This window comes from Microbacterium sp. NPDC060132 (assembly GCF_042729675.1).
Taxonomy (GTDB): Bacteria; Actinomycetota; Actinomycetes; order Actinomycetales; family Microbacteriaceae; genus Microbacterium; species Microbacterium sufflavum.
In genome coordinates, this window is sequence record NZ_JBHWXU010000001.1 from 2,169,882 (window position 1) to 2,190,939 (window position 21,058).

19 protein-coding genes are annotated in these 21,058 nt (G+C 72.7%); 10 read left to right on the top strand and 9 right to left on the bottom strand.

The features are described from left to right. Positions 1 to 117: 117 nt before the first annotated feature. From ACFWCH_RS10575 to pdhA, 3 genes are all read right to left on the bottom strand, one after another. Positions 118 to 1,671 (bottom strand): dihydrolipoamide acetyltransferase family protein, encoded by a 1,554-nt coding sequence (locus ACFWCH_RS10575; protein ID WP_378803506.1) that lies wholly within the window; start codon positions 1,669 to 1,671, stop codon positions 118 to 120. Further along, a complete protein-coding gene (locus tag ACFWCH_RS10580) occupies positions 1,668 to 2,639 on the bottom strand; it encodes an alpha-ketoacid dehydrogenase subunit beta (RefSeq protein ID WP_136044543.1) in 972 nt (323 codons plus the stop codon). The genes ACFWCH_RS10575 and ACFWCH_RS10580 overlap by 4 nt, the downstream gene beginning before the upstream one ends. Positions 2,640 to 2,770: 131 nt before the next feature. Next, on the bottom strand, positions 2,771 to 3,889 hold the full coding sequence (pdhA, locus tag ACFWCH_RS10585; RefSeq protein ID WP_136029125.1) for a pyruvate dehydrogenase (acetyl-transferring) E1 component subunit alpha: 1,119 nt from the start codon (positions 3,887 to 3,889) through the stop codon (positions 2,771 to 2,773). A 150-nt stretch (positions 3,890 to 4,039) separates the two neighbouring features. Between pdhA and ACFWCH_RS10590 the strand changes: the two genes are divergently transcribed. From ACFWCH_RS10590 to ACFWCH_RS10610, 5 genes are all read left to right on the top strand, one after another. Next, positions 4,040 to 4,477 carry an Lrp/AsnC family transcriptional regulator gene (locus ACFWCH_RS10590; RefSeq protein WP_205812604.1) on the top strand — a complete coding sequence of 146 codons (438 nt, stop codon included), beginning with the start codon at positions 4,040 to 4,042 and terminating at the stop codon, positions 4,475 to 4,477. 204 nt (positions 4,478 to 4,681) lie between these two features. Next, entirely contained in the window at positions 4,682 to 5,335 is a 654-nt protein-coding gene (locus ACFWCH_RS10595) for a hypothetical protein (RefSeq protein WP_378803507.1), read from the top strand. Next, positions 5,296 to 6,312, top strand: a complete 1,017-nt coding sequence (locus tag ACFWCH_RS10600; protein ID WP_378803508.1) for a DUF222 domain-containing protein — start codon at positions 5,296 to 5,298, stop codon at positions 6,310 to 6,312. Before ACFWCH_RS10595 ends, ACFWCH_RS10600 begins: the two co-directional genes overlap by 40 nt. Positions 6,313 to 6,359: 47 nt before the next feature. After that, complete coding sequence (locus ACFWCH_RS10605; RefSeq protein WP_378803509.1) at positions 6,360 to 7,838, top strand: aldehyde dehydrogenase family protein; 1,479 nt, start codon at positions 6,360 to 6,362, stop codon at positions 7,836 to 7,838. Between the two features lie 146 nt (positions 7,839 to 7,984). Then, complete coding sequence (locus ACFWCH_RS10610) at positions 7,985 to 9,451, top strand: GMC family oxidoreductase (RefSeq protein WP_378803853.1); 1,467 nt, start codon at positions 7,985 to 7,987, stop codon at positions 9,449 to 9,451. A 20-nt stretch (positions 9,452 to 9,471) separates the two neighbouring features. Here ACFWCH_RS10610 and ACFWCH_RS10615 read toward each other — a convergent pair whose 3' ends face one another. After that, positions 9,472 to 10,083 carry a TetR/AcrR family transcriptional regulator gene (locus tag ACFWCH_RS10615; RefSeq protein WP_136029129.1) on the bottom strand — a complete coding sequence of 204 codons (612 nt, stop codon included), beginning with the start codon at positions 10,081 to 10,083 and terminating at the stop codon, positions 9,472 to 9,474. A 151-nt stretch (positions 10,084 to 10,234) separates the two neighbouring features. Here ACFWCH_RS10615 and ACFWCH_RS10620 point away from each other — a divergent pair, with 151 nt between their 5' ends. The 5 genes from ACFWCH_RS10620 (at position 10,235) to ACFWCH_RS10640 (ending at position 15,971) form a co-directional block, all read left to right on the top strand. Continuing rightward, complete coding sequence (locus ACFWCH_RS10620; protein WP_136029131.1) at positions 10,235 to 11,251, top strand: ABC transporter substrate-binding protein; 1,017 nt, start codon at positions 10,235 to 10,237, stop codon at positions 11,249 to 11,251. Between the two features lie 5 nt (positions 11,252 to 11,256). Then, positions 11,257 to 12,036 (top strand): ABC transporter permease, encoded by a 780-nt coding sequence (locus ACFWCH_RS10625; protein ID WP_136029132.1) that lies wholly within the window; start codon positions 11,257 to 11,259, stop codon positions 12,034 to 12,036. A 348-nt stretch (positions 12,037 to 12,384) separates the two neighbouring features. Continuing rightward, positions 12,385 to 12,876, top strand: coding sequence for an ABC transporter permease (locus ACFWCH_RS10630; RefSeq protein WP_378803510.1), 492 nt, complete (start codon positions 12,385 to 12,387; stop codon positions 12,874 to 12,876). Then, a complete protein-coding gene (locus tag ACFWCH_RS10635; protein ID WP_136029137.1) occupies positions 12,873 to 13,658 on the top strand; it encodes an ABC transporter ATP-binding protein in 786 nt (261 codons plus the stop codon). The genes ACFWCH_RS10630 and ACFWCH_RS10635 overlap by 4 nt, the downstream gene beginning before the upstream one ends. Continuing rightward, positions 13,659 to 15,971 carry an arylsulfatase gene (locus ACFWCH_RS10640; protein WP_378803511.1) on the top strand — a complete coding sequence of 771 codons (2,313 nt, stop codon included), beginning with the start codon at positions 13,659 to 13,661 and terminating at the stop codon, positions 15,969 to 15,971. Positions 15,972 to 16,152: 181 nt separating this feature from the next. Here the strand turns inward: ACFWCH_RS10640 and ACFWCH_RS10645 are convergent, their stop codons facing one another. The 5 genes from ACFWCH_RS10645 to ACFWCH_RS10665 are packed head-to-tail and all read right to left on the bottom strand — an operon-like array spanning position 16,153 to position 20,906. Beyond that, a complete protein-coding gene (locus tag ACFWCH_RS10645; RefSeq protein WP_206251588.1) occupies positions 16,153 to 16,524 on the bottom strand; it encodes a DUF202 domain-containing protein in 372 nt (123 codons plus the stop codon). A gap of 16 nt (positions 16,525 to 16,540) precedes the next feature. Then, on the bottom strand, positions 16,541 to 16,897 hold the full coding sequence (locus ACFWCH_RS10650; RefSeq protein ID WP_136029142.1) for a YidH family protein: 357 nt from the start codon (positions 16,895 to 16,897) through the stop codon (positions 16,541 to 16,543). A gap of 28 nt (positions 16,898 to 16,925) precedes the next feature. Next, complete coding sequence (locus tag ACFWCH_RS10655; RefSeq protein ID WP_206251586.1) at positions 16,926 to 18,569, bottom strand: amidohydrolase; 1,644 nt, start codon at positions 18,567 to 18,569, stop codon at positions 16,926 to 16,928. A 1-nt stretch (position 18,570) separates the two neighbouring features. Continuing rightward, complete coding sequence (locus tag ACFWCH_RS10660; protein WP_206251585.1) at positions 18,571 to 19,413, bottom strand: molybdenum cofactor biosynthesis F family protein; 843 nt, start codon at positions 19,411 to 19,413, stop codon at positions 18,571 to 18,573. Between the two features lie 38 nt (positions 19,414 to 19,451). Then, the gene (locus tag ACFWCH_RS10665; protein WP_136029148.1) at positions 19,452 to 20,906 is read right to left on the bottom strand and encodes an APC family permease; all 1,455 of its coding nucleotides are present in this window, start codon (positions 20,904 to 20,906) and stop codon (positions 19,452 to 19,454) included. Positions 20,907 to 21,058: the final 152 nt, after the last annotated feature.

Here is a 21,058-nt window from a genome sequence, read left to right on the forward strand (position 1 = left end):
GCGTCGGGTCGGGCGGCGCGGGGGACGCCGTCGATTACTTACCGAATGATCGGTCAGTAATCGCCGAGCGTAGCGCATCGTCCGCCGCTCCACGAGAGTGCGCAGCGGGTTGCGGCCTCAGATCCTCCCGAACGCACGCAGCGGATGCTCGATCAGCTCCGTCACCCGGCGCAGGAACCCGGCCGCATAACCGCCGTCGCAGACCCGGTGATCGAACACGAGCGACAGCTGGGCGATCCGCCGCGGCACGATCGCTCCCTCCACGACCCACGGGCGTTCGATGATGCGACCGATGCCGAGGATCGCGACATCAGGATGGTTGATGATCGCCGCGGAGCCGTCGACCCCCAGGCCGCCGTAGTTGTTGAGCGTGAAGGTCGAGCCGCGCAGGCGCTCGGGCGGCATGGACCCGGAGCGGGCGGTCGCGGCCAGTTCGCGCAGCGCCGTGTCGAGCTGCGCCACCGTGAGCGCGTGCGCCCGCGGGACCACCGGCACCAGGAGGCCGCGCTCGGTGTCGGCCGCGACGCCCAGGTTCACGCCGTCGAAGGAGATCAGCTCGCCGCCGTCCTCGCTCAGCCGCGACGCGAGGACCGGATAGTCCTCCAGCGCCAGCAGCACGAACCGCGCCAGCAGTGCCGTGATCGACGGCGGCCGCTCGCCCTCCGGGGCCATCTGCCCGCGGAGGTCCCACAGTTCCGTCGCATCCACGTCGACCCAGACCGTGGCCTCGGGGATCTCGGAGCGGCTGCGCGCGAGCTTCGCGCTCACGGCACGCCGCAGCGGCGACAGGCGCTCGCGGGATCGCACGGGGAGGCCGTCGAGCTCGCCGGTGCCGGTCGTGGAGGTCGGGGCTGCGGCGCCGGAGGCCGAGGTGGCGCCTGCCGTCGTGCCGAGGGCCGCGGAGTCGGAGGCCGTGTGATGCGGCGCGGTGACGCCGTCGACCGCGTGGTCCACGGCGGCGCGCAGGACGTCGGCCCGGGTGATGGCGCCGTCGGCTCCGCTCGGGGTGATGGTGTGCACGTCGAGCCCCAGGTCTCGCGCGAGGCGTCGCACGAGGGGTGAACGGACGGCCACGGGGCGGCGCGGCGCGGAGGGGGGAGCATCGACGGAGCCCGAGCCGCCCGCGGCCGCGCCGGTGCCGGGGGTGGGAGCGCCGGGAGCACCGGGAGCACCGGGCTGCGGTTCGGCAGGCGCGGCTGCGGGGCCAGCGGATCCGGCGGAGGCGTCGCGGGGAGCGGCCGCGCCGACGTGCGCGGGTCGGCGGCGCCGGCCCTTCGTGGTCGACGCCGAGGTGCCGTAGCCGATGAGCACGTTGCCGGAGCCGGCGCGCTCCTCCTGCCGGTACGCCTCCTGCTCGGTCGTCGCGGCGGGGTCGGCGTCCGGCGTGCCCGCGGCGTCGTGCGGCACGTGTCCGGGGTCGGCGACCTCCAGGACCGGGGCGCCGACGTCGATCGTGTCGCCCGGGGTGCCGTGCAGCGCCGTGATCACACCAGCGAACGGCGACGGCAGCTCCACGACGCTCTTCGCGGTCTCGACCTCGGCGATCGCCTGATCGGTGACGATCGTGTCGCCCACCGCGACCAGCCACTGCACGAGCCCGGCCTCGGTGAGCCCCTCGCCGAGATCGGGCAGGCGGAACACGCGGACGGCGGTCTTCACGGGAGTGCTCATGCGTCCTCGTCCCAGTGCAGCGTGTCGATCGCGTCGAGCACGCGGTCGACGTCGGGCAGATACCAGTGCTCGAACTTCGGCGGCGCGTACGGGGTGTCGAAGCCCGTCACGCGGCGCACGGGCGCGGCGAGGTACTCGAAGCACCGCTCGAACACGCGCGCCTGGATCTCCGAGGCGACGCTCACGAAGCCCGGCGCCTCGGCGATCACGACAGCCCGCCCGGTGGAGCGCACGGCGGCGGTCACGGTCTCGTCGTCGAAGGGAGACAGCGACCGCACGTCCACCACCTGCACGCTGCGCCCCTCCGCCGCCGCGACCTCGGCCGCCTCCAGGGCGAGCGCGACGGAGGCGCCGTAGGCGAGCAGCGTGACATCGGTGCCGTCCCTGGCGACGCGCGCGGAGCCGATCTCGGCCGTGACGGTGGTGTCGACCTCGCCCTTCGACCAGTAGAGCTTCTTCGGCTCCAGGAACACCACGGGGTCGGGCGAAGCGATCGCCGCGCGCAGCAGCGAGTACGCGTCTTGCGGGGTGGATGGGCTGACGACCGTGAGCCCCGGGGTGTGCGCGTAGTAGGCCTCGGACGAGTCGCAGTGGTGCTCGACCCCGCCGATGCCCCCGCCGAACGGGATGCGGATCACGAGGGGCATCCGGATGCCGCCGCGCGTGCGGTTGCCGAGCTTCGCGACGTGGCTGACGATCTGCTCGAACGCCGGCAGGGCGAACGCGTCGAACTGCATCTCGACCACGGGGCGCAGGCCGTTCATGGCCATGCCGACCGCCGTGCCGATGATGCCGGACTCCGCGAGCGGGGTGTCGAAGCAGCGGTCCTCGCCGAAGCGGGCCGTGAGGCCGTCAGTGATGCGGAACACGCCGCCCAGCGCGCCGACGTCCTCGCCGAACACGACCACGTCGGCATCGGAGGCCAGCGCGTCGGCGAGCGCGAGGTTGAGGGCGGCCGCCATCGTCATCGTGGCCGGTGCGGGGGCGGCGTCCGGTGCGTGGGTGCCGCCGGTGCCGGTGTTCGCGGTGTCGGTGTTCGCGGTGTCGGTGTTCGCGGTGTCGGCGGGGGCCGCGGGGCGGGTGTCGTGCTCGGCGATGCTCATCGCTGTCCTCCGTTCGTCGCGGCTGCGGCGTGGGCGAGCCCGTCTCGTTCGAGCTCGCCGTGCAGCAGCTGCCACTGTTCCTCGAGCTGAGGCGACCGGCTCGTGGTCACGAAGCGGAACAGGTCTTCCGGGTCGAGATCGGCGTCGGTGTTGAGCGCCTCGCGCATCGCGGCGGCGATCTCCTCCGCCCCGGCGGCGAAGCGCTTCTCGGTGTCCTCGTCGAGCGCGCCAGCGGCGGTCAGGTGTGCGCGCAGTCGCAGCAGCGGGTCACGGGCGATCCACGCCTGCACCTCGTCGCGCTCGCGGTAGCGGGTGTCGTCATCGGCGTTCGTGTGCGCCTGCATGCGATACGTGTGCGCCTCGACGAGCGACGGCCCGCCGCCCGCCCGCGCGCGATCCACGGCCTCGGTCAGCACCGCCAGCACGGCCGCGACGTCGTTGCCGTCGACGCGCTGGCCCGGCATGCCGTAGCCGATCGCCTTGTGGGCGAGCGAGGGAGCGGCCGTCTGGCGCGACAGGGGCACCGAGATGGCGAACTCGTTGTTCTGCACGAAGAACACGACCGGCACGTGGAACACGGCGGCGAAGTTCATCGCCTCGTGGAAGTCGCCCTCGCTCGTCGCGCCGTCGCCGCACAGGGCCAGCACGACCGTGTCCTCCCCGCGGTGTTTCGCCGCCTGCGCGAACCCCACCGCGTGCAGCAGCTGCGTGGCCAGGGGAGTGGCCTGCGGTGCGACCCGGTGCGCGCGGACGTCATACCCCGAGTGCCAGTCGCCCTTGAGGAGCACCAGAGCCTCGGCCGGAGCGACACCGCGGGCGATCACGGCGACCGAGTCGCGGTAGGTCGGGAACAGCCAGTCCCGGTCGCCGAGCACCATGGCCGCCGCGACCTGGCACGCCTCCTGTCCGTGCGAGGACGGGTACACGGCGAGGCGCCCCTGTCGCACGAGCGCGTTGGCCTGCTCGTTGATGCGGCGGCCCTCGACGAGACCCCGGTAGGCGGTGAGCAGCGTGTCCGCGTCAGGCAGCGCGTAGGCCTCGTCGTGGACGGTCGTGCCGTCCGCCGTGATCAGATTCACCGCGGTGTCCCGCGGCAGCAGGTCCGTGTGCAGCATCGTCCGCCTCCCTCGCCGAACTCGATGAGGACAGCATGCCCCGGTCGCGACAGTCATCCAATATCCCCGGTCAGATCGTGGACGATTGCACGATGGTTGCGGATCTGGCGTTCACAATGTCAGGATTCAGAACGGGATGAGAGGGGTGCCATGACGGCCCTGGACGACACGGATCGCGCGATCCTCGCCGAGCTCCGACGGGACGCGCGGGCGTCGATGACCGCGATCGCCGAGGCCGTGCACATCTCCCGTGCCGGGGCGCACGCGCGCATCAAGAGGCTGACCGACGCGGGGGTCATCACCGGCTACACCGTGCGCACCGACCCCGTGCTGCTGGGTCACCACGCGAGTGCCTACGTGACCCTCGCGATCGAGCAGGCCACGTGGCAGGACGTCCGGGCTCGGCTGCGGGCGATCCCCGAGATCGAGCACATCGCCCTGGTCGGCGGAGACTTCGACGTGCTCCTGCTCGTGCGGGCGAACGACGCCCGCGACCTCCGCCGCATCGTGCTCGAGGACATCCAGGCGATCCCCTCGATCCGGTCGACCCGCACGATCCTGATCTTCGAGGACGACGACCGCACCTGACGCTCGAGCCACGGCGACGTGGTGCCCGGGTGAACGACGTGGAGACGGGGCGGGCGGTTGATCGTGCGCCCGTCGTGCGCTGCCGTCGAGGGCTGTCCGCGAGCCCGCGCTGGTACGGGATGTCTCGCTCGCGTGTTCCGGAATATCTCTCTGGCCTGGGGTTATCCGGCTCCGAATGTCGGTGGCCCCCGATGGAATCGTCCCATGGAGAGCACATCGGCAGCGGTTCTGGGCGACACGGTCGTCGCCCTCGATGCGGTGCTGCGATCCGGCACCCTGAGTGCTCTCGCCGCGGGGGACATGATGGAGCTGCTGCGGGTGGCGGGCGAGATCCAGCGACGGGTGGAGGCCGTGGTCGTGGAAGCGGTCGCGAACGTCGATCAGCGTCCTGCGGGGTCGGGGGAGCCGGCGTTCTGCGGGCGGCTCGGCTGCCGGTCGATGAACGAGCTCCTGCAACGCGTCCTCCGGGTGGACGCGGCGACCGCCGCACGGACGCTGAAGGCCGCGCGGCTGGTGCGCCGCGAGGTCGACCTCTCCTCCGGGGAGTGGCTCCCGGCGCGGTGGCCGGCGCTGCGCGACGCCCTCGTCGAGGGGGCGATCGGCGTGACGGGGCTGCTGGCCGCGACCGGGCCGATCGAGCAGGCCGGCGCCCGCGTACGCCTCGAAGACCGGTGGCGGGCCGACGCGTATCTGGCTGAGGTCGCGCGCGGCGCGGAGACCTGTGAGGGCGCGGCGGCCGGCGAGGGCGCGGTGGCCGGCGACGGGGCGGACGGGGCGCGCGCGACGCACGCCCACCGGACGGGCACGAGGCAGGCCCCGTGCCGACTCCCCAGGATCTGCGGGTGCGGGCACAGATGATCCTGCAGTATCTCGATCCCGATGGCGCGGAGCCTGCGGAAGACATCGCGATGCGAGCTCGGGGCGTGGTGCTCGCACGCGCCAAGGACGGCGTCATCCCGATCCGGGGCGCGCTGCTGCCCGAGGTCGCGGGGCAACTGCAGCGGATCTGGGACGCGTATCTGAACCCGAAGGTCGAGGGACCGCCGGTTCCCGGCGTCCACTTCGTCCCGTCCGCAGATCTCGATGACGCCTCCGCCGGCGACCTGCCGCTCTCTCCGGAGGGCGACGCGCTCCCGTCCGGAGATGCCGGAGGGATGGTCGATGGGCGGACCCGCGCGCAGAAGCAGCACGATGCGCTCGCGGCGGCCCTGGGGATCGCGGCCCGCCACGACGACATGCCGCGGTTGGGTGGCGGCGCCCCGACCCTGGTGGTCACGGTCGCCGCCGAGGACTTCGCCCGAGGACGAGGCTGGGCGCAGGTCGAGGGCGTCGGCACACCGGTCTCGACCCGGGTCGCCGCGCACGCGGCCTGCGGCGGCACGGTGCAGCGGGTCGTCCTCGGGGCGGACGGGCGGATCGTCGGGCTCGGGTCGAGCGAGCGGATCTTCACGACCGCGCAGCGCCGCGCGATGAGTGTCCGAGATCGCGAGTGCCTCATCCCCGGGTGCCACGTCCCCGCCGCCTGGTGCGAGATCCACCACGTCACGGAGCATGCCCGCGGGGGCCCGACCCACACCGACAACGGCGTCGCGCTGTGCTGGCACCATCACCGCACGCTCGACACGTCCGGCTGGCAGATCCGCATGCGAGGGGGAGTGCCCCAGGTGCGAGGACCGGCCTGGTGGGATCCCGCGCGACGATGGCGCACCCCGCCGCCGAGGGGGCCGCGCCCCGGTGCGGAGCCGCCGCACGCCCGCCGCGCACGCATCCTTCGCGCGGAGACATCTGCGGCGCGCTCCGCGACAAGTGCCGTCGGAGGGGCCGACCGACAATGAGAAGAAGACCGGCGTCCGCGCCGTGACCCGCCGAAGGAGAGACACCGATGTCCGATTCCGCCGTTCCCGTAGCCGTCGACTCGGGATCCACCGATTCCGCCGCGTCCGCAGCCGCCGCTCTGCTCGACCGCATCCAGGCGCCGGAGGGTGCCGGCCGGGAGATCCCGGACGCCGCGACCCGGGAGGTCATCGGCCGCGCCCCCGTCGCGACGGTCGCCGACCTCGACGATGCGATCGCCCGCGCCAAGGCAGCGCAGCCCGCATGGGAGGCCCTCGGACACGAGCAGCGCAGCGAACTCCTCCTGGCCGCGGCCGACGCGATCGACGCCAACGCGGAGGGCCTCGCCTATCTGCTGTCGCGCGAGCAGGGCAAGCCGCTCAACGGCCCGAACGCGCGCTTCGAGCTGGGGGCCTGCTCCGCGTGGCTGCGCACCAACGCCACCACCGTGCTCGAACCGCAGGTGCTGGTCGACGACGAGACCCTGCACGCCGAGCTCGTGTACAAGGCGGCGGGCGTCGTCGGCGCGATCGGCCCGTGGAACTGGCCCCTCATGATCACCATCTGGCAGATCGGGCCGTCGCTGCGCATGGGCAACACGGTCGTCGCGAAGCCCAGCGAGTACACCCCGCTGAGCGTGCTCGCGATGCTGGCCGTCATGAACGAGGTGCTGCCCGCGGATGTGCTCATCGGCATCTCCGGCGACCGCGAGGTCGGTGCGCGACTGGCCTCCCACCCCGACATCGACAAGATCATGTTCACCGGCTCCACCGCGACCGGCCGCCGCATCATCGAGAGCTCCGCAGGCAACCTCGCCCGCCTCACCCTCGAGCTGGGCGGCAACGACGCCGGCATCGTGCTCCCCGGCACCGACGCCGCCGCGATCGCCGAAGACCTGTTCTGGGGCGCCTTCATCAACACCGGCCAGACCTGCGCCGCCATGAAGCGCCTCTACGTGCACGACTCGATCTACGACGACGTGGTGAACGCGCTCGCCGCGATCGCCGAGCAGGTGCCCATGGGCAACGGCCTCGACGAGGGCAACGTGCTCGGGCCGCTGCAGAACCGCCCGCAGTTCGACATCGTCAGCCGGCTCGTGGAAGACGCGAAGAGCCGCGGCGCCCGGATCGTCACCGGCGGCGAGCCCGCATCCGACCTCGGCGAGCTGTTCTACCGCCCGACGATCGTGGCCGACATCGACAACGACGCCGCGCTCGTGCAGGAAGAGCAGTTCGGCCCGGCGCTGCCCGTCATCCGCTACAGCGACGTGGACGAGGCGTTCGACCTCGCCAACGCGCTCGACGTCGGCCTCGGCGCGTCCGTGTGGTCGAGCGACCCCGAGGCCGCCCGCGAGGCCGCGTCGCGCATGCAGTCCGGCACCGTGTGGATCAACTCGCACGGCGGCCTGCACCCGATGGTGCCGTTCGGCGGCGTCAAGAGCTCCGGCTACGGTCTGGAGTTCGGCGTCGAGGGCCTCAAGTCGGTCGCGGTCACCCAGGTCGTGTCCGGCCCCGGGCGCAAGGCCTGACCGTGGCAGCCGAGAACCCGGGCGTGACCGAGGGGCCGGGCGCGGCCGAGGACCCGGGCGCGGCAGTGAACCCGGGCGCGGCTGTGAACCCGGGCGTGACCGAGAACCCGGGCGCGGCCGAGAACCCGGAGTCGGAGCAGCCCGCGATCCGGTCCGCGATCGTCGTGGGCGCCGGCACGTCGGGCGCGATCGTCGCGCGGCGCCTCAGCGATGCGGGCGTGGCGGTCACGCTGATCGAGGCGGGCGGCTACGACACCAACCCGGCCATCCACGACCCGTCCCGTGCGGGGGAGCTGTGGCACTCGGCCGAGGACTGGGACTTCTTCACGGTGCCGCAGCCCCATGCGGGAGGCCGTCGACTGCACCTGCCCCGCGGCAAGGTCACGGGCGGGTCGCACGCGCTCAACGCGATGATCTGGGTGCGCGGCGCCGCGTCCGACTACGACCGCTGGGACCGCGAGGGCGCCACGGGCTGGAGCTGGGCCGACGTGGAGCCGGTGTTCGCCGCGATCGAGAACGACCTGCTCCCGGTCACCGACGACTATCCGCTCTCGCCGATCCAGGCGTCGATCATCGAGGCGGCCGTGCAGGAGGGCCTGCCGCACAACCCGAACTACAACGGCGGTGTGCTCGACGGGGTCTCGCAGGAGCAGGTGACGATGCGCGACGGACGCCGCGTGAACACGTGGACCGCGTACGCGCAGCCGATCGCCGAGCAGCTCACCATCCTCACCGGCCGCGAGGTGCACTCCGTGATCGTGCACGACGGCCGCGCGGTCGGCGTGCGGCTGGGCGAGGGGGCGGAGACGGAGGAGGTGCGCGCCGACGAGGTGATCCTCGCGGCAGGCGCGATCGGCACGCCGGTGATCCTGCTGCGCTCCGGCATCGGCCCGGCCGTCGAGCTCGACGCACTCGGCATCCCCGTGGTGCTCGACGCGCCCGGCGTGGGCAGGAACCTGCACGACCACCTGCTGTCGCCCGTGATCTTCGCCACCGGGAAGAAGCCCGTCGGCCCGCCGCAGCCCGGTGTCTCCGTGACCCAGAGCCACCTGTTCTGGCGGAGCCGCGAGGGCCTGCCCGAACCCGACACCCAGCCCATCCACTTCTCCGTGCCGATGTGGGGCGAGCTGGAGCCGCGCGGCAGCGACGGCTTCACCCTCATGGCCGGTCTCGTCACGCCGTACAGCCGCGGGTCGCTCCGGCTCACCGGGCCGGGACTCGCCGACCCGCCCGCGATCGACCTCGCCGCCCTCGAAGACCAGCGCGACGCCGACGCCCTCGCCGCCTCCGTGCGCCAGTGCCGCCGCATCGGCACCCGGCCGGCGCTCGCCGAGGAGTGGGGTGCGACCGAGGTCTACCCGGGGCCGGACGTGCCCGACGACGCGGTCGAGGACTGGGTGCGCCGCACCGCCATCACCTACCACCACCAGGTCGGCACGTGCCGCATGGGCTCCGACGCCGAGGCCGTGGTGGATCCGCAGCTGCGGGTGCGCGGCATCGACGGCCTCCGCGTCGTCGACGCCTCGGTCATGCCCACGGTCCCCACCGGCAACACGAACGCACCGGCCGCCATGATCGGGGAGCGCGGCGCGCGCTTCGTCCTGGCGGGCTGACGGGGGAGGGTCCGGTGCGATCAGCGGGAGGGCGGGGCGGCCGGGCGGCGCAGCGTCGACAGCAGTGCGTCGAGCGCGTCGTTCAGCCGTCCGTCCCCCGCGGAGTCCGGCATCAGCACCGAGATCATCTGCCAGCCGGCGTTGCGGGACGCGATCTCGTTGACCGCCGTCTCGATGTCGACGTGGTCGGCCAGCTCGCCGTCGTCGCGCGCCTCGATCAGGCACTGGCGGAACAGGTCGCGCCAGTGCAGGTTGTTCACGCGGTGGATGCGCGTGACCTCCTCGTCCTGCGAGGCGTGGTCCCAGAAAGCGATCACGACCTTCGCGTACAGCGGGCCGTTCGGGCTGTAGGGCAGGATCTCGCGGCACATGCGCTCCAGGGCCTCCAGCCCCCGCACGCCCTCGATGCGCGCGTGGATGCGGTCGTTCGCGAGCGTGTACAGCCGGAGGAACGCGGCGGTGAGGACGCTGCGCTTGTCGGGGAAGTACCGGGCGATCGCGCCGTGCGCGTACCCCGCCTCGGTCGCGATCTCCCGCATGGTGAGCTTGTCGAATCCCACCCGGATGATGACCTGCGTGGCGGCGTCGGCGATGTGGTCGCGGCGCTCGTCGTGGTCGACGATCTTCGGCATCGATATCCCCCTCTGCATCAACCCTCATCTGCATGACCTTTTTCGTCACCATTCGGTGACTAACGTAACCCGATCGTAACCGCAGCCCTGCAAGGCACGAGTACGATCTTTAAAATCACCAGCCGGTGACTAACTCGAAGAGGAGTTCTCCATGAACATGAATCGACTCGCACGACGGGCGGCCGGAGTGGTCGCCGCGGCGGGAGTGCTCGCGCTGGCCGCGTGCACGTCGTCCCCGGCCGACTCCGGCTCCGGCTCCGGCTCGGGCGCGGGCGGCGAGCTGACCACCCTCAAGGTCGCCACCATCGGACTCGTCTCCGACGGGGCGCTGCTGCTCGGACAGGAGCAGGGCTTCTTCGAGGACGAGGGCCTGGCGATCGAGACGTCGGTGGTCGCCAACCCGCCTGCGGGCCTCGCCGCCGCGCAGAGCGGCCAGGTCGACATCGCCTACGCCCCCAGCATCCCGCTGCTCAACGCGCTCGCGAGCGGGGTGCCGCTCAAGGTCGTGGCTCCCGCCGACGGTTACGTCGACGGCGCGGCCGACGCCGAGGACCCGGCCGAGGTCGACGACACCGGCCTCTACGCCTCCGCGGCGAGCGGCATCACCGACGTCGCCGACCTGGAGGGCGCGACCATCGCCATCCCCGCCCGCAAGGCGCAGCTGGAGGTCGTGATCACCGATGCCCTCGACCGCGCCGGCGTCGATCCCTCCTCGGTCGAGTGGGTCGTGCTCGACTTCACCTCCGCGGTCGCGGCGCTCAAGAGCGGCACCGTCGACGCGGCCGGCCTCGTGAGCCCGTTCACCGGCGAGGCCGCCGCGGCCGGGGCGACGTTCGTCTCCGCCCCGTCGGTCGGCTTCTTCGAGGAGGGCGCCGTCGGACTGTGGACCACGGGGGAGAGCACCCTCTCGGGCAAGGCCGACGCGATCGCCGCGTTCCAGCGGGCCATCGCCAAGAGCAACGCCTACGCGAACGAGCATCCGGAGGACGCGATCCAGGCCGGCATCGACGCCACCGGCTCGACGCTCACGGTCGACGAGGTCAAGCTCCCGTTCTGGCCCGCCGAGGTCGCCCCGATCGACCTCGAGCGCGTGAACGAGAAGCTCGGGAAGCTCGGCTTCCTGCCGTCCCCGGTCGACCTCGAGGGCGTCGTCGTCGCCGCGGAGTGAGCACCATGACCCGTTCCCCCCTCGTCCCACCCCTCGTCGGAGCGGTCGGCGTCCTCGCGGCGCTGGCCCTCTGGGAGTGGTCCGCGACCGCCGGGCCCCTCGCCGACTCCCCGCTGCCGCCCGCGACCGCCGCGATCGGCGAGGCCGTGCGCCTGCTCGGCACCCCCGCCACCTGGACCGCGCTCGGCGACACCCTCACCATGGCGCTCGTCGGGCTCGTGCTCGCCATCGTGATCGGCGTGGTGCTGGGCGTCGCGATCGGCACCTCGCCCCTGGCGATGCACGCCACCCGCGTGCCCCTCGAGTTCCTCAAGCCGATCCCGCCGATCGTGATCCTGCCCGTGGTGGTGCTCGTGCTCGGGCCCACCCTTGGCATGGGGATCTTCCTGGTGTTCTTCGGCTGCTTCATCGCGATCGCCGTGCAGGCCTCCGCCGGCGTCTTCGACACCGATCCGGTGGCCAGGGCGACCGGGCGTTCGTACGGCATGGGGCGCGGCGAGATCCTCGGCCGCATCGTGCTGCCCAGCGCCCTGCCCTACATCGGCACCGCGATCCGCGTCGCGGCGCCCACCTCGCTCGTGGTCGCGGTCGTGGCCGGGCTGCTCGGCGGCGGGCCCGGTCTCGGCCAGAGCCTGCTGCTGTCGCAGATCAGCGGCAACCAGGCGCAGCTGTTCGCCTACGTGCTCCTCCTCGGCGTGCTCGGCCTGCTCGTGCAGGGACTGAGCCAGTGGGGCGAGCGGCGGCTGCTGCACTGGCACCCCCAGTACCGGAAGCAGGTCGTGTGATGACCCTGACCACCTCGATCCAGACCCCCTCGCGCCTGTCCAGGAGGCGCGGCCAGGGCGGTCTCCCGCGGGGCGTGCTGATCGGTGCGGAGATCGCCGTGCCGGTGCTGCTGCTCGTGCTGTGGTGGGTCGCCTCCGCAGCCTCGACCAACGCGTTCTTCCCGCCGCTGCAGGTGATCCTCCAGCGCCTGTGGCAGCTCGCGCAGACGCCGGCGTTCCTGGTCGACGTCGCCTCCTCGGTCGGCAACCTCGCGCTGTCGTTCGTGCTGGCGACCGTGATCGGCGTGCTGCTCGGCCTGGTGCTCGGGCTCATCCGTCCGCTCAGCTGGCTGGTGGAGCCGACCGACCGTGCACTTCTTCCGCGCGATCCCGCCCGTCGCGCTCGTGCCGATCTTCGTGTCGCTGATCGGCTTCGGCACCGAGACCCGCATCCTCTCGATCACCCTCGCCGCGGTGTTCCCGATCCTCATCTCGACCATCGACGGGGTGCGCGCAGGGGAGCCGACGCTCGACATGGTCAGCCGCGTCTACCGGCTGACCGGCCCCGAGCGGCTGTTCTCCGTGATGCTGCCCGCCGCGGGGCCGCGCATCCTGTCCGGCATGCAGGTCAGTCTCATCACCGCGTTCGTCGTGATGATCGCGAGCGAGATGCTCGGCTCCTCCACCGGACTGGGAGCGGCGACCCTGCTCGCGCAGCAGTCGTTCGCGATCCCCGACATGTGGGCGGGCATCCTCGTGCTCGGCATCATCGGCTACGCCGCCACCGCCCTGTTCACCCTCTTCCGGCGCCGCGTGCTGCGCTGGTACATCGCCTCCCAGCAACAGGAGAAGAACGCATGACCACCATCGAGAGCGCCCCCGTGCGCCTGCGCGTCGACGGACTCGCCAAGTCGTACCAGACCCGCAACGGCCTCGTGCCGGTGATCGCCGACCTCACGTTCGACGTGCGCGCCGGCGAGGTGTGCTGCATCGTCGGCCCGTCCGGCATCGGCAAGACCACGCTGCTGAAGTGCCTCACCGGGCTCCAGGGCATCACCGCCGGGAGCGCCGCGATCGACGGCGTGCCCATCGACGGGCCGCCCCAGGAGATGGCCCTCGTGTTCCAGGAGTACACGCGCTCGCTCATGCCGTGGCTCACCGTGGAGAAGAACGTGCGGCTGCCCCTGAAGCACCTGCGTCTGCCCGCCGCGGAGCGCGAGGAGCGGATCGGCGCCGCGCTCGCCGCGGTCGGCCTCTCCGGTGCCGAGGCGAAGTTCCCGTGGCAGCTGTCGGGCGGCATGCAGCAGCGCGTCGCCATCGCCCGGGCGATCGCCTACCGGCCCGAGGTGCTGGTGATGGACGAGCCCTTCGCCTCGGTCGACGCGCAGACGCGCTTCGAGCTGGAGGACCTGTGCCTGCGGATCCGCGAGCAGTTCGGCATGACCATCGTGATCGTCACCCACGACATCGACGAGGCCGTGTACCTGTCCGACCGCGTCGTGGTGCTGGGCGAGCGGCCGGCCAAGGTCACCGAGATCATCGACATCGACCTCGGCCCGCGCGACCAGCTGACCACGCGGGCGCTCCCGGCGTTCGCGGAGCTGCGCACGCGCATCTTCGAGCTGATCCGGAGGGCCGGCTGAATGGCGGCCGCAGACGCCCGCGGCTACGAGGGCTTCGAGGGCACGGCGGCGGAGTTCACGTCGGAGTCGGAGCCGTGGTGGCCCGAGCCGCGGCGGGCGCGGGCGGGGGCGCCGAACGTGATCGTGATGCTGATCGACGACCTGGGTTTCAGCGACCTCGGCCCGTTCGGCAGCGAGATCGACACGCCCCACATCGACGCCCTCGCCGACGACGGCTGGGTGTTCACGAACTACCGCACCGCGCCGATGTGCTCCCCGGCGCGGGCGGCGCTGCTCACCGGCCTCAACCCGCACCGCGCGGGCTTCGGGTTCGTGGCGCACGTCGACCCCGGCTACCCCGGCTTCTCGTGCGAGCTGCCCGCGGCGGCCCCCACCCTCGCGGAATCGCTGCGCGCCGGCGGTTACGCGACCTTCATGGTCGGCAAGTGGCACCTGACGCTGGAGTCGCGGCTGCACGACGGCGCCGACCGCCGCACCTGGCCGCTGCAGCGCGGGTTCGACCGGTACTTCGGGAGCATGGACGGCTTCACCTCGCTGCACCACCCGCACCGGCTCGTGCAGGACAACTCCGTGGTGGACGTGCGCGAGTTCCCCGACGGGTTCTTCCTCACCGACGAGCTGACCGACCGCGCGATCGGCATGATCGACGACCTGCGCGTGAACGAGCCCGACCGCCCCTTCTTCCTCTACTACGCGCACACCTCGGTGCACGGGCCGATCCAGGCCAAGGAGGCCGACATCGAGAAGTACCGCGGCCGCTACGAGGACGGCTGGAACCGGATGCGCGAGCAGCGGTTCGCCCGGCAGCGCGAGCGCGGCATCGTGCCCCCGCACGCCGAACTGCCGCCCGACCCGCTCGCCGACGGCGCGAGCATCCCCGCGTGGGACGCGCTCGACCCCGAGGAGCAGCGCCTGTTCGCCCGGCACATGGAGGTGTACGCGGCGGCGGTCGACGAGATCGACCAGAGCGTGGGGCGGCTGCGCGCGCGCCTGGAGCGCAGCGGCGAGTGGGACAACACCCTCGTGGTGCTCGCGAGCGACAACGGCGGCACCGCGGAGGGCGGCCCGACGGGCACCCGCAGCTACTTCGCCCAGTTCGGCGCCTCCGGGGCGATGCCCGACGGCTGGGTGCGCGACGTGCCGCGCGACGTGGACGACATCGGCGGCCCGCGGCTGTTCGGGCAGTACCCGACCGGCTGGGCACGCGTGTCGAACACGCCGTTCCGCTCGTTCAAGGCCACGACCTACGAGGGCGGGGTGCACGCGCCGCTGATCGTGTCGTGGCCCGACGCCCCCATGACGGGCGGCCTGCGCGACCAGTTCGTGTTCGTGTCGGACCTCGCCCCGACGATCCTGGAGCTGTGCGGCGTGCCCCCGCTCGACGAGCGGCACGGACGGCCGGCACTCGAGATGGACGGCGGCAGCATCGCGTCCGTGCTCGCCGACCCCGCGGCCGACGGCCGGGAGGCGCAGTACTTCGAGTGCGTCGGACGGCGGGCGATCGTCGAGGGCGGCTGGAAGGCGCTGTCGCCCGTGCCCCCGACGCGCGACGAGGGGCCGGAGGGCGGGGTGTGGGAGCTGTACGACCTCGCCGCGGACCCCACCGAGACCCGCGACGTGGCGGCCCTGCACCCGGAACGCGTCCGGGCCCTGGCGGCGCGGTGGCACGCGGAGGCCTGGCGCAACACCGTGTTCCCGCTCGACGACGAGGGCGCCCTGTTCCGGCTGCGGCCCGACACCGAGGAGCCCCTGTCGGCTCCGGTCGACCTCATCCCGTTCCGCCCCGCGCTGGAGCGGTTCCGGTCGTCCAAGCTCACCGTGCTGCGGTCGTTCCTGGTCGAGGTCGACGTGCTCGTACGCGACGATGCGGCGGGCGTGATCGTGGCGCACGGCGACCAGGGCGGCGGTTACCTGCTCGCGCTCGACGACCGCGCGCCGCTGCTGGCGTACAACGCGTACGGGGCGATGCACCGGGCGGACGGCCCCCGGCTCGCTCCGGGGTCGCACGAGCTGGTGCTGCGCGTGGACGAGCGGCCGGGACTGCGGTGGCGGGTCGCGCTCGACGTGGACGGCGCCGAGGTCGCCCGCATCGACGACGTGCCGATGCTGCTCGGGATGGCGCCGTTCACGGGCATCAGCGTCGGCTACGACTACGGCGGCCCGGTCGACTGGGAGCTGCACGAGCGGCACCGTTCCTTCCCGTTCCGCGGCGGTGAGCTGCGGCGGGTGCGCTACGTGCCCGGACAGCGGTCGACGCATGACGCGACCGAGCTGCGGGCCGTCGGACGGGCCGTGCTGGCGGTCGCCGACTGACCGGGACCGCGGTCGGCGCCGGCGTCTGAGGGGTCGCCGGCGCCGACCGCACCGGTCCGTCCGGCGCCGACCGCACCGGTCCGTCCGGCGCCGACCGCACCGGTCCGTCCGGGTCGCCCGCACCGGACCGACCGCAGGCGGGAGGGGCACGACCCGGGCCGGCCCCACCGGTCCCCGCGGCTCAGGCCGTGAGCTGCGCGACCGCGACGAGCACGAGCGCCACCACGCCGAAGCCGCTCGCGAACACGGTCAGCAGCAGCGGCAGCCCTCCGCCGGGCAGGGGTCCGGTCGCGCGTTCCGTCAGCACCGCGGTCGTGCGCGCCTGACGCCGCCGCGCCGCGACCCACAGCACGCAGGCCGTGGCCACCCCGAGGATCCCCGGCACGACCCCCCAGGCCCCCGCGGCCGGGGGCAGCGCGAGCGGGAACACCCGCAGCGACAGCAGCGAGCCGATCGCGATCGCCAGGGCCGTGCGCCGCCAGGCGAGCTCCGTGCGCTCGGGCTGCAGCCCCGGGTCGTACAGGCGATCCGGTTCCGCCGCCCCCCGCCGCATCAGGGCCGCCGCCCCGTCAGCGCCACAGCACGCCCGCGAGGACGAGCAGGCCGACCGTCACCACGACCACCGCGAGCAGCACGGCGGAGAGCGCCCCGGGCAGCGGCCGCGACTGGCGCAGCGCCCGCTCGGCCCGCATCCACTCGAACCACGCGAGGGGAGCGACCGCGGTGCCCGCGACCATCAGCAGCAGCGACGCCGCGAGCCGGAATCCCGGGTGCAGGTCGAGCCCCAGCACCTCCAGGGCCACACCGCCCGCGATCAGCGCGAGTCCGGTGCGGGTCCAGGCCAGGAACGTGCGCTCGTTCGCGAGCGAGAACCGCGGATCGGGCTCCTCGCCCACGCGGTAGACGGAGGCGGGGAAGCGGCGCATGGCCTCATCGTAGCGGCGCATCCGCCGCTCAGCGCTCGTGCACGGGACGCCCGGCGAACCAGGTCGACACGACCTCCGTGTGCACGATCTCCTCGGCGGGCCCGGCGATCGCGTCGCGCTCCAGCACCACGAAGTCCGCGGACTTGCCCGGCGTGAGGGAGCCCGTCTCGGCGCCGAGACCCATCGCGGTCGCGGCGTTGATCGTGAACACCTCCAGCGCCTCCTCGGCCGTGAGCGCCTGCTCCGGCCACAGCGTGCCCGGCGCGCGCCGGAGCGGATCGGCGCGGGTCACCAGACCCTGCAGTCCCTCCAGGGTGTTCGGCGACTCGCTCACCGGCCAGTCCGAACCGCCGGCGACGAGGGCGCCCGCGTCGAGCAGCGACCGGTTGGGCTGCGAGTGCTCGGCCCGCGCACCCAGCACGTCGGCCAGCGCCTGCGGGATCACGCCCGGGTACCAGATGAAGGGCGAGATGTCGGCCGAGACGTCGAGCGCCGCCAGCCGCGGGATGTCGCTCTCGGCGAGGAACTGCCCGTGCGCGATCTGCACGGGCGTGGTGAACCCCTCCGCCCTGAGCTGCTCCGCGGCGTCGAGCACGAGCCGCGCCGAGCCGTCGCCCGTGCAGTGCGCCTTGGCGCCCAGGCCGCGGGCGGCGACCGTGCGCAGCCAGCCGGTGAGCTCGTCGAGGGTCATGGTCGTCTCGCCGTGGAAGTGCGCACCGTGCACCGGGTCGGCGGGGTACGGGTCGAGGAACGAGGCGGTGCGCGCGGGCGGCACGCCGTCGAGGAAGATCTTCACGAAGTCCGGCCGGTGGTGGGCGGTGCGATACTCCTCGCCGCGGTCGAGCAGGGGACTGCCGATCGGGTCGAAGCCGAAGATCTCGTCGTTGATGAGCAGCGACGACACCACCCACGCGTGCAGCTCGTCCGCGCGGTCGAGCCCGGCGAGCGCGGCCAGGATGTCGACCGAGACCCCCGCGTCCTGGAAGGCCGTGATCCCGAACGAGTTCAGCAGCTCGACGCCGCGGCGGGAGGCGGCCGCGTGCTGCTCCGGGGTGAGTCCGCCGCTGCGGTCGTACGCCTCCTGCACCGGGATGCCCGCCGCCTCCAGCAGCACGCCGGTCGGGGTGCCGTCGTCGGGGTCGAGCAGCGTGACGCCGCCCGCCGGGATGCTGCCGGCGGTGATGCCCGCCAGCTCCAGCGCCCGGCTGTTCGCCCAGCGGTTGTGCCGGGAGTCCTCCATGAGCGCGACCGGGCGCCCGCCCGCCGCCTCGTCGAGCCGCCGCCGGGTCGCGGTGTTCGCGAGGGTCGGCAGCAGGGTGGTGGCCACGGCGCCGCCGACGATCCACGCGTCCTCCGGCAGCGTCGCCGCCTTCTCGCGCACCCGGTCCAGGATCTCGTCGAGGCTCAGCGACGGCGCCAGCGACAGCTCGAACAGCTCGGTGCGTCCGGCGAGCGCGTGATGGTTGTGCACATCGACGAAGCCCGGATACACGGCGGCGTCGCCGACCTCGAGCGTCCGTGTGCGGCGCCCGCGGAGGCCCTCCACGTCGGCGCGGTCGCCGATGGCGAGGATCCGCCCGTCGCGCACGGCGAAGGCCTCGGCGCGGGGCCGCGTCCGATCGGCCGTGCGGATCGTGGAACCGGTGACGATGAGGTCGGCGACGTCGGTCATGTCAGGCGTCTCCGAAGGTCGCGGGCTCGAGCTCGGGCGTGTGGTGCGTGGTCGACAGCAGTCGTCCGTAGGCGCCGAACGTGAAGTGCGTCGGCACCTCGCCCGACTCGTCCAGGCCGAACAGCACGCCGTGCGAGCGGATCGCGTTCACGTCACGGTGGTCGGCGATGGTGACCGACGCGCACGGGATGACCTTCTCGCGCCACGCGAACACGTAGATGCCCGGTCGCACCTCCCACACGCTGTTCTCGTCGGTGTCGGCCAGGCCGCGCTCCGGGCCGGCGAGGCACTGCCACGAGTACCACCGCGGCGACAGGTACACGTGCTCGTAGGCGTGCTCCTCGCTGTACACCCACTCCACGCGACGTCCGATGAGCGTCGTGGTCGGGGCGGCCTCGGCGCCGGTCACCTCCGTGCCCTCGATGGTGCCCGGCGCGAAGTGGTGCTGCACGCGCGTGCGGCCCTGCTCGGGGGCGGGGAGGATGTCGGAGATCACGGCCAGCGAGCGCCCGTGCCGCAGGTCGAGGATCAGCGACACGGCCTCGTTCGGCAGGTAGCGGTGGTGGAACTGCACGAAGTACAGCTCGTCGTCGACCTCGAACGCCTCGTAGTCGTCGGTGTCGCTCGCGGCCTCGGTGCTGTCGTCGGCGCCGGGGCGGTAGTCCCACGTGACGGTGGAGTCGTCGAAGCGGTGCACGATGCGGGTGCCGCGGCCGTCGACCACGGTGATCTCGCGGCCGCTCAGCGCCCTGCTGTGCGGGGCCTTGTTGGCGTCGAAGCCGGGGGCGAGTCCCTCCAGCGGCAGCCACGTGGAGGTGTCTGCGGGGTTCAGCGTCGTCGTCATGGGGTTCCTTCCTTCGGAGGGCGGGGGAGCGGAGCGGATCAGCGGGCGCTGACCCTCTCCAGGTCGGTGGCGAGCCCGTCGTACACGGCGGGCCGGGAGCGCTTGAGGTAGGCGGCGTAGACGATGCCGCCGATCAGCGCGAGCACGAGCAGCAGCGGCATCAGCCGGATCGCGAGCTCCTCGGAGCCGGCGACGATGTTGAAGTTCACGATCGCGAGGATCGAGATCGCGGCGATGCCGAGGAAGCCGATGCCCGGCGCGATGAACGTGCTCCACCAGCGCGGGTCGCCCTGGCGGCGGAAGTACACGACGATCGAGATCGCGGCGAGCCCCTGCAGGATCAGCACGCTCAGGGTGCCGAAGCCCAGCATCGCGGGCACGAGCGTGAGGATGGGGTCGGCGCCGGCGATCGCGAACAGGATCGCGACGATGCCGGCGAACCCGGCCTGCACGATGCCCGCGAGCTGCGGCGCGCCGTTCGCGCGGGTGCGGGCGAGCGCCTGCGGCAGGATCTTCGCCCGGCCCAGCGAGTACAGGTAGCGGGTGGCGGAGTTGTGGAACGCGAGCATCGCGGCGAACAGGCTCACCAGCAGCAGCACCATCATGACGGTGGTCAGCGGGCCGCCCAGGTACTGCTGCGACAGCGAGAAGATCAGGTCGCCGGTGGGCAGGTGCTCCAGTGCCGTGGCCTGCGCCTGCGCCACACCGGTCGCGCTCACCACGGCCCACGTGGTGACGCCGAGGATCACGCCGATCGCGATGATCGAGGTGTAGGTGGCGCGGGGGATCGTGCGCAGCGGCTGCTTGGCCTCCTCGCTGAACAGCGCGGTCGCCTCGAAACCGAGGAAGCCGGTCGCCGCCAGCAGCAGGCCGATGGGCAGCGATCCGGAGAACACGGCCTCCGGGCTGAACGCCGACACGTCGTAGCCGGTCTGCACGAGCACCGAGACGTCGAAGATCACGAGCATCAGCACCTCGAGCACGAGGCACACCCCGAGGATCTTCGAGCTGAAGTCCACGCCGATGCGCGCCAGCACGAAGCACACCACGATCGACAGCAGACCCCACACGAGCCAGTTCACGTCGAGGCCGGTGAGGTCGCGGATGATCGTCTGCATGAAGAAGCCGCTCGTGCCGATCGTGCCGACCACGAAGAAGTTGTAGCCCAGCGTGGCGATGAGTCCGGCGACCAGACCGCCGGTGCGGCCGAGGCCCTTCACGACGAACGCGTAGAACCCGCCGGCGTTGACCAGCTGCTTCGACATCTGCGCGTAGCCCACCGCGAACAGCAGCAGGATCGCCGCGACGAGGAAGAAGGACATCGGGGTCCCTCCGCCGTTGCCGAGGGCGATCGCCAGCGACGCGACGACCACGATCCCGGTCAGCGGGGCGACCGCGGCCAGGACGAGGAAGACGATGCCGGCGACGCCGAGGGCGCCCGGTCGGAGGGAGGTGTGGTGCGGCGTCGTGGACGCGGACAGCTGCTCTGCCACGTCGGCTCCTTTGCTCGGTGACGGCCGTGCGGACACGGCATCGACGACGAGGGGAATCGTCGATAGAGCGAGTCTGCTCGTCGGCCCGGCGCCGCACTTGACCGTGAGCGAAGGACGATGGTGCCACCGTGCACACCCCGCACACGCCCGTG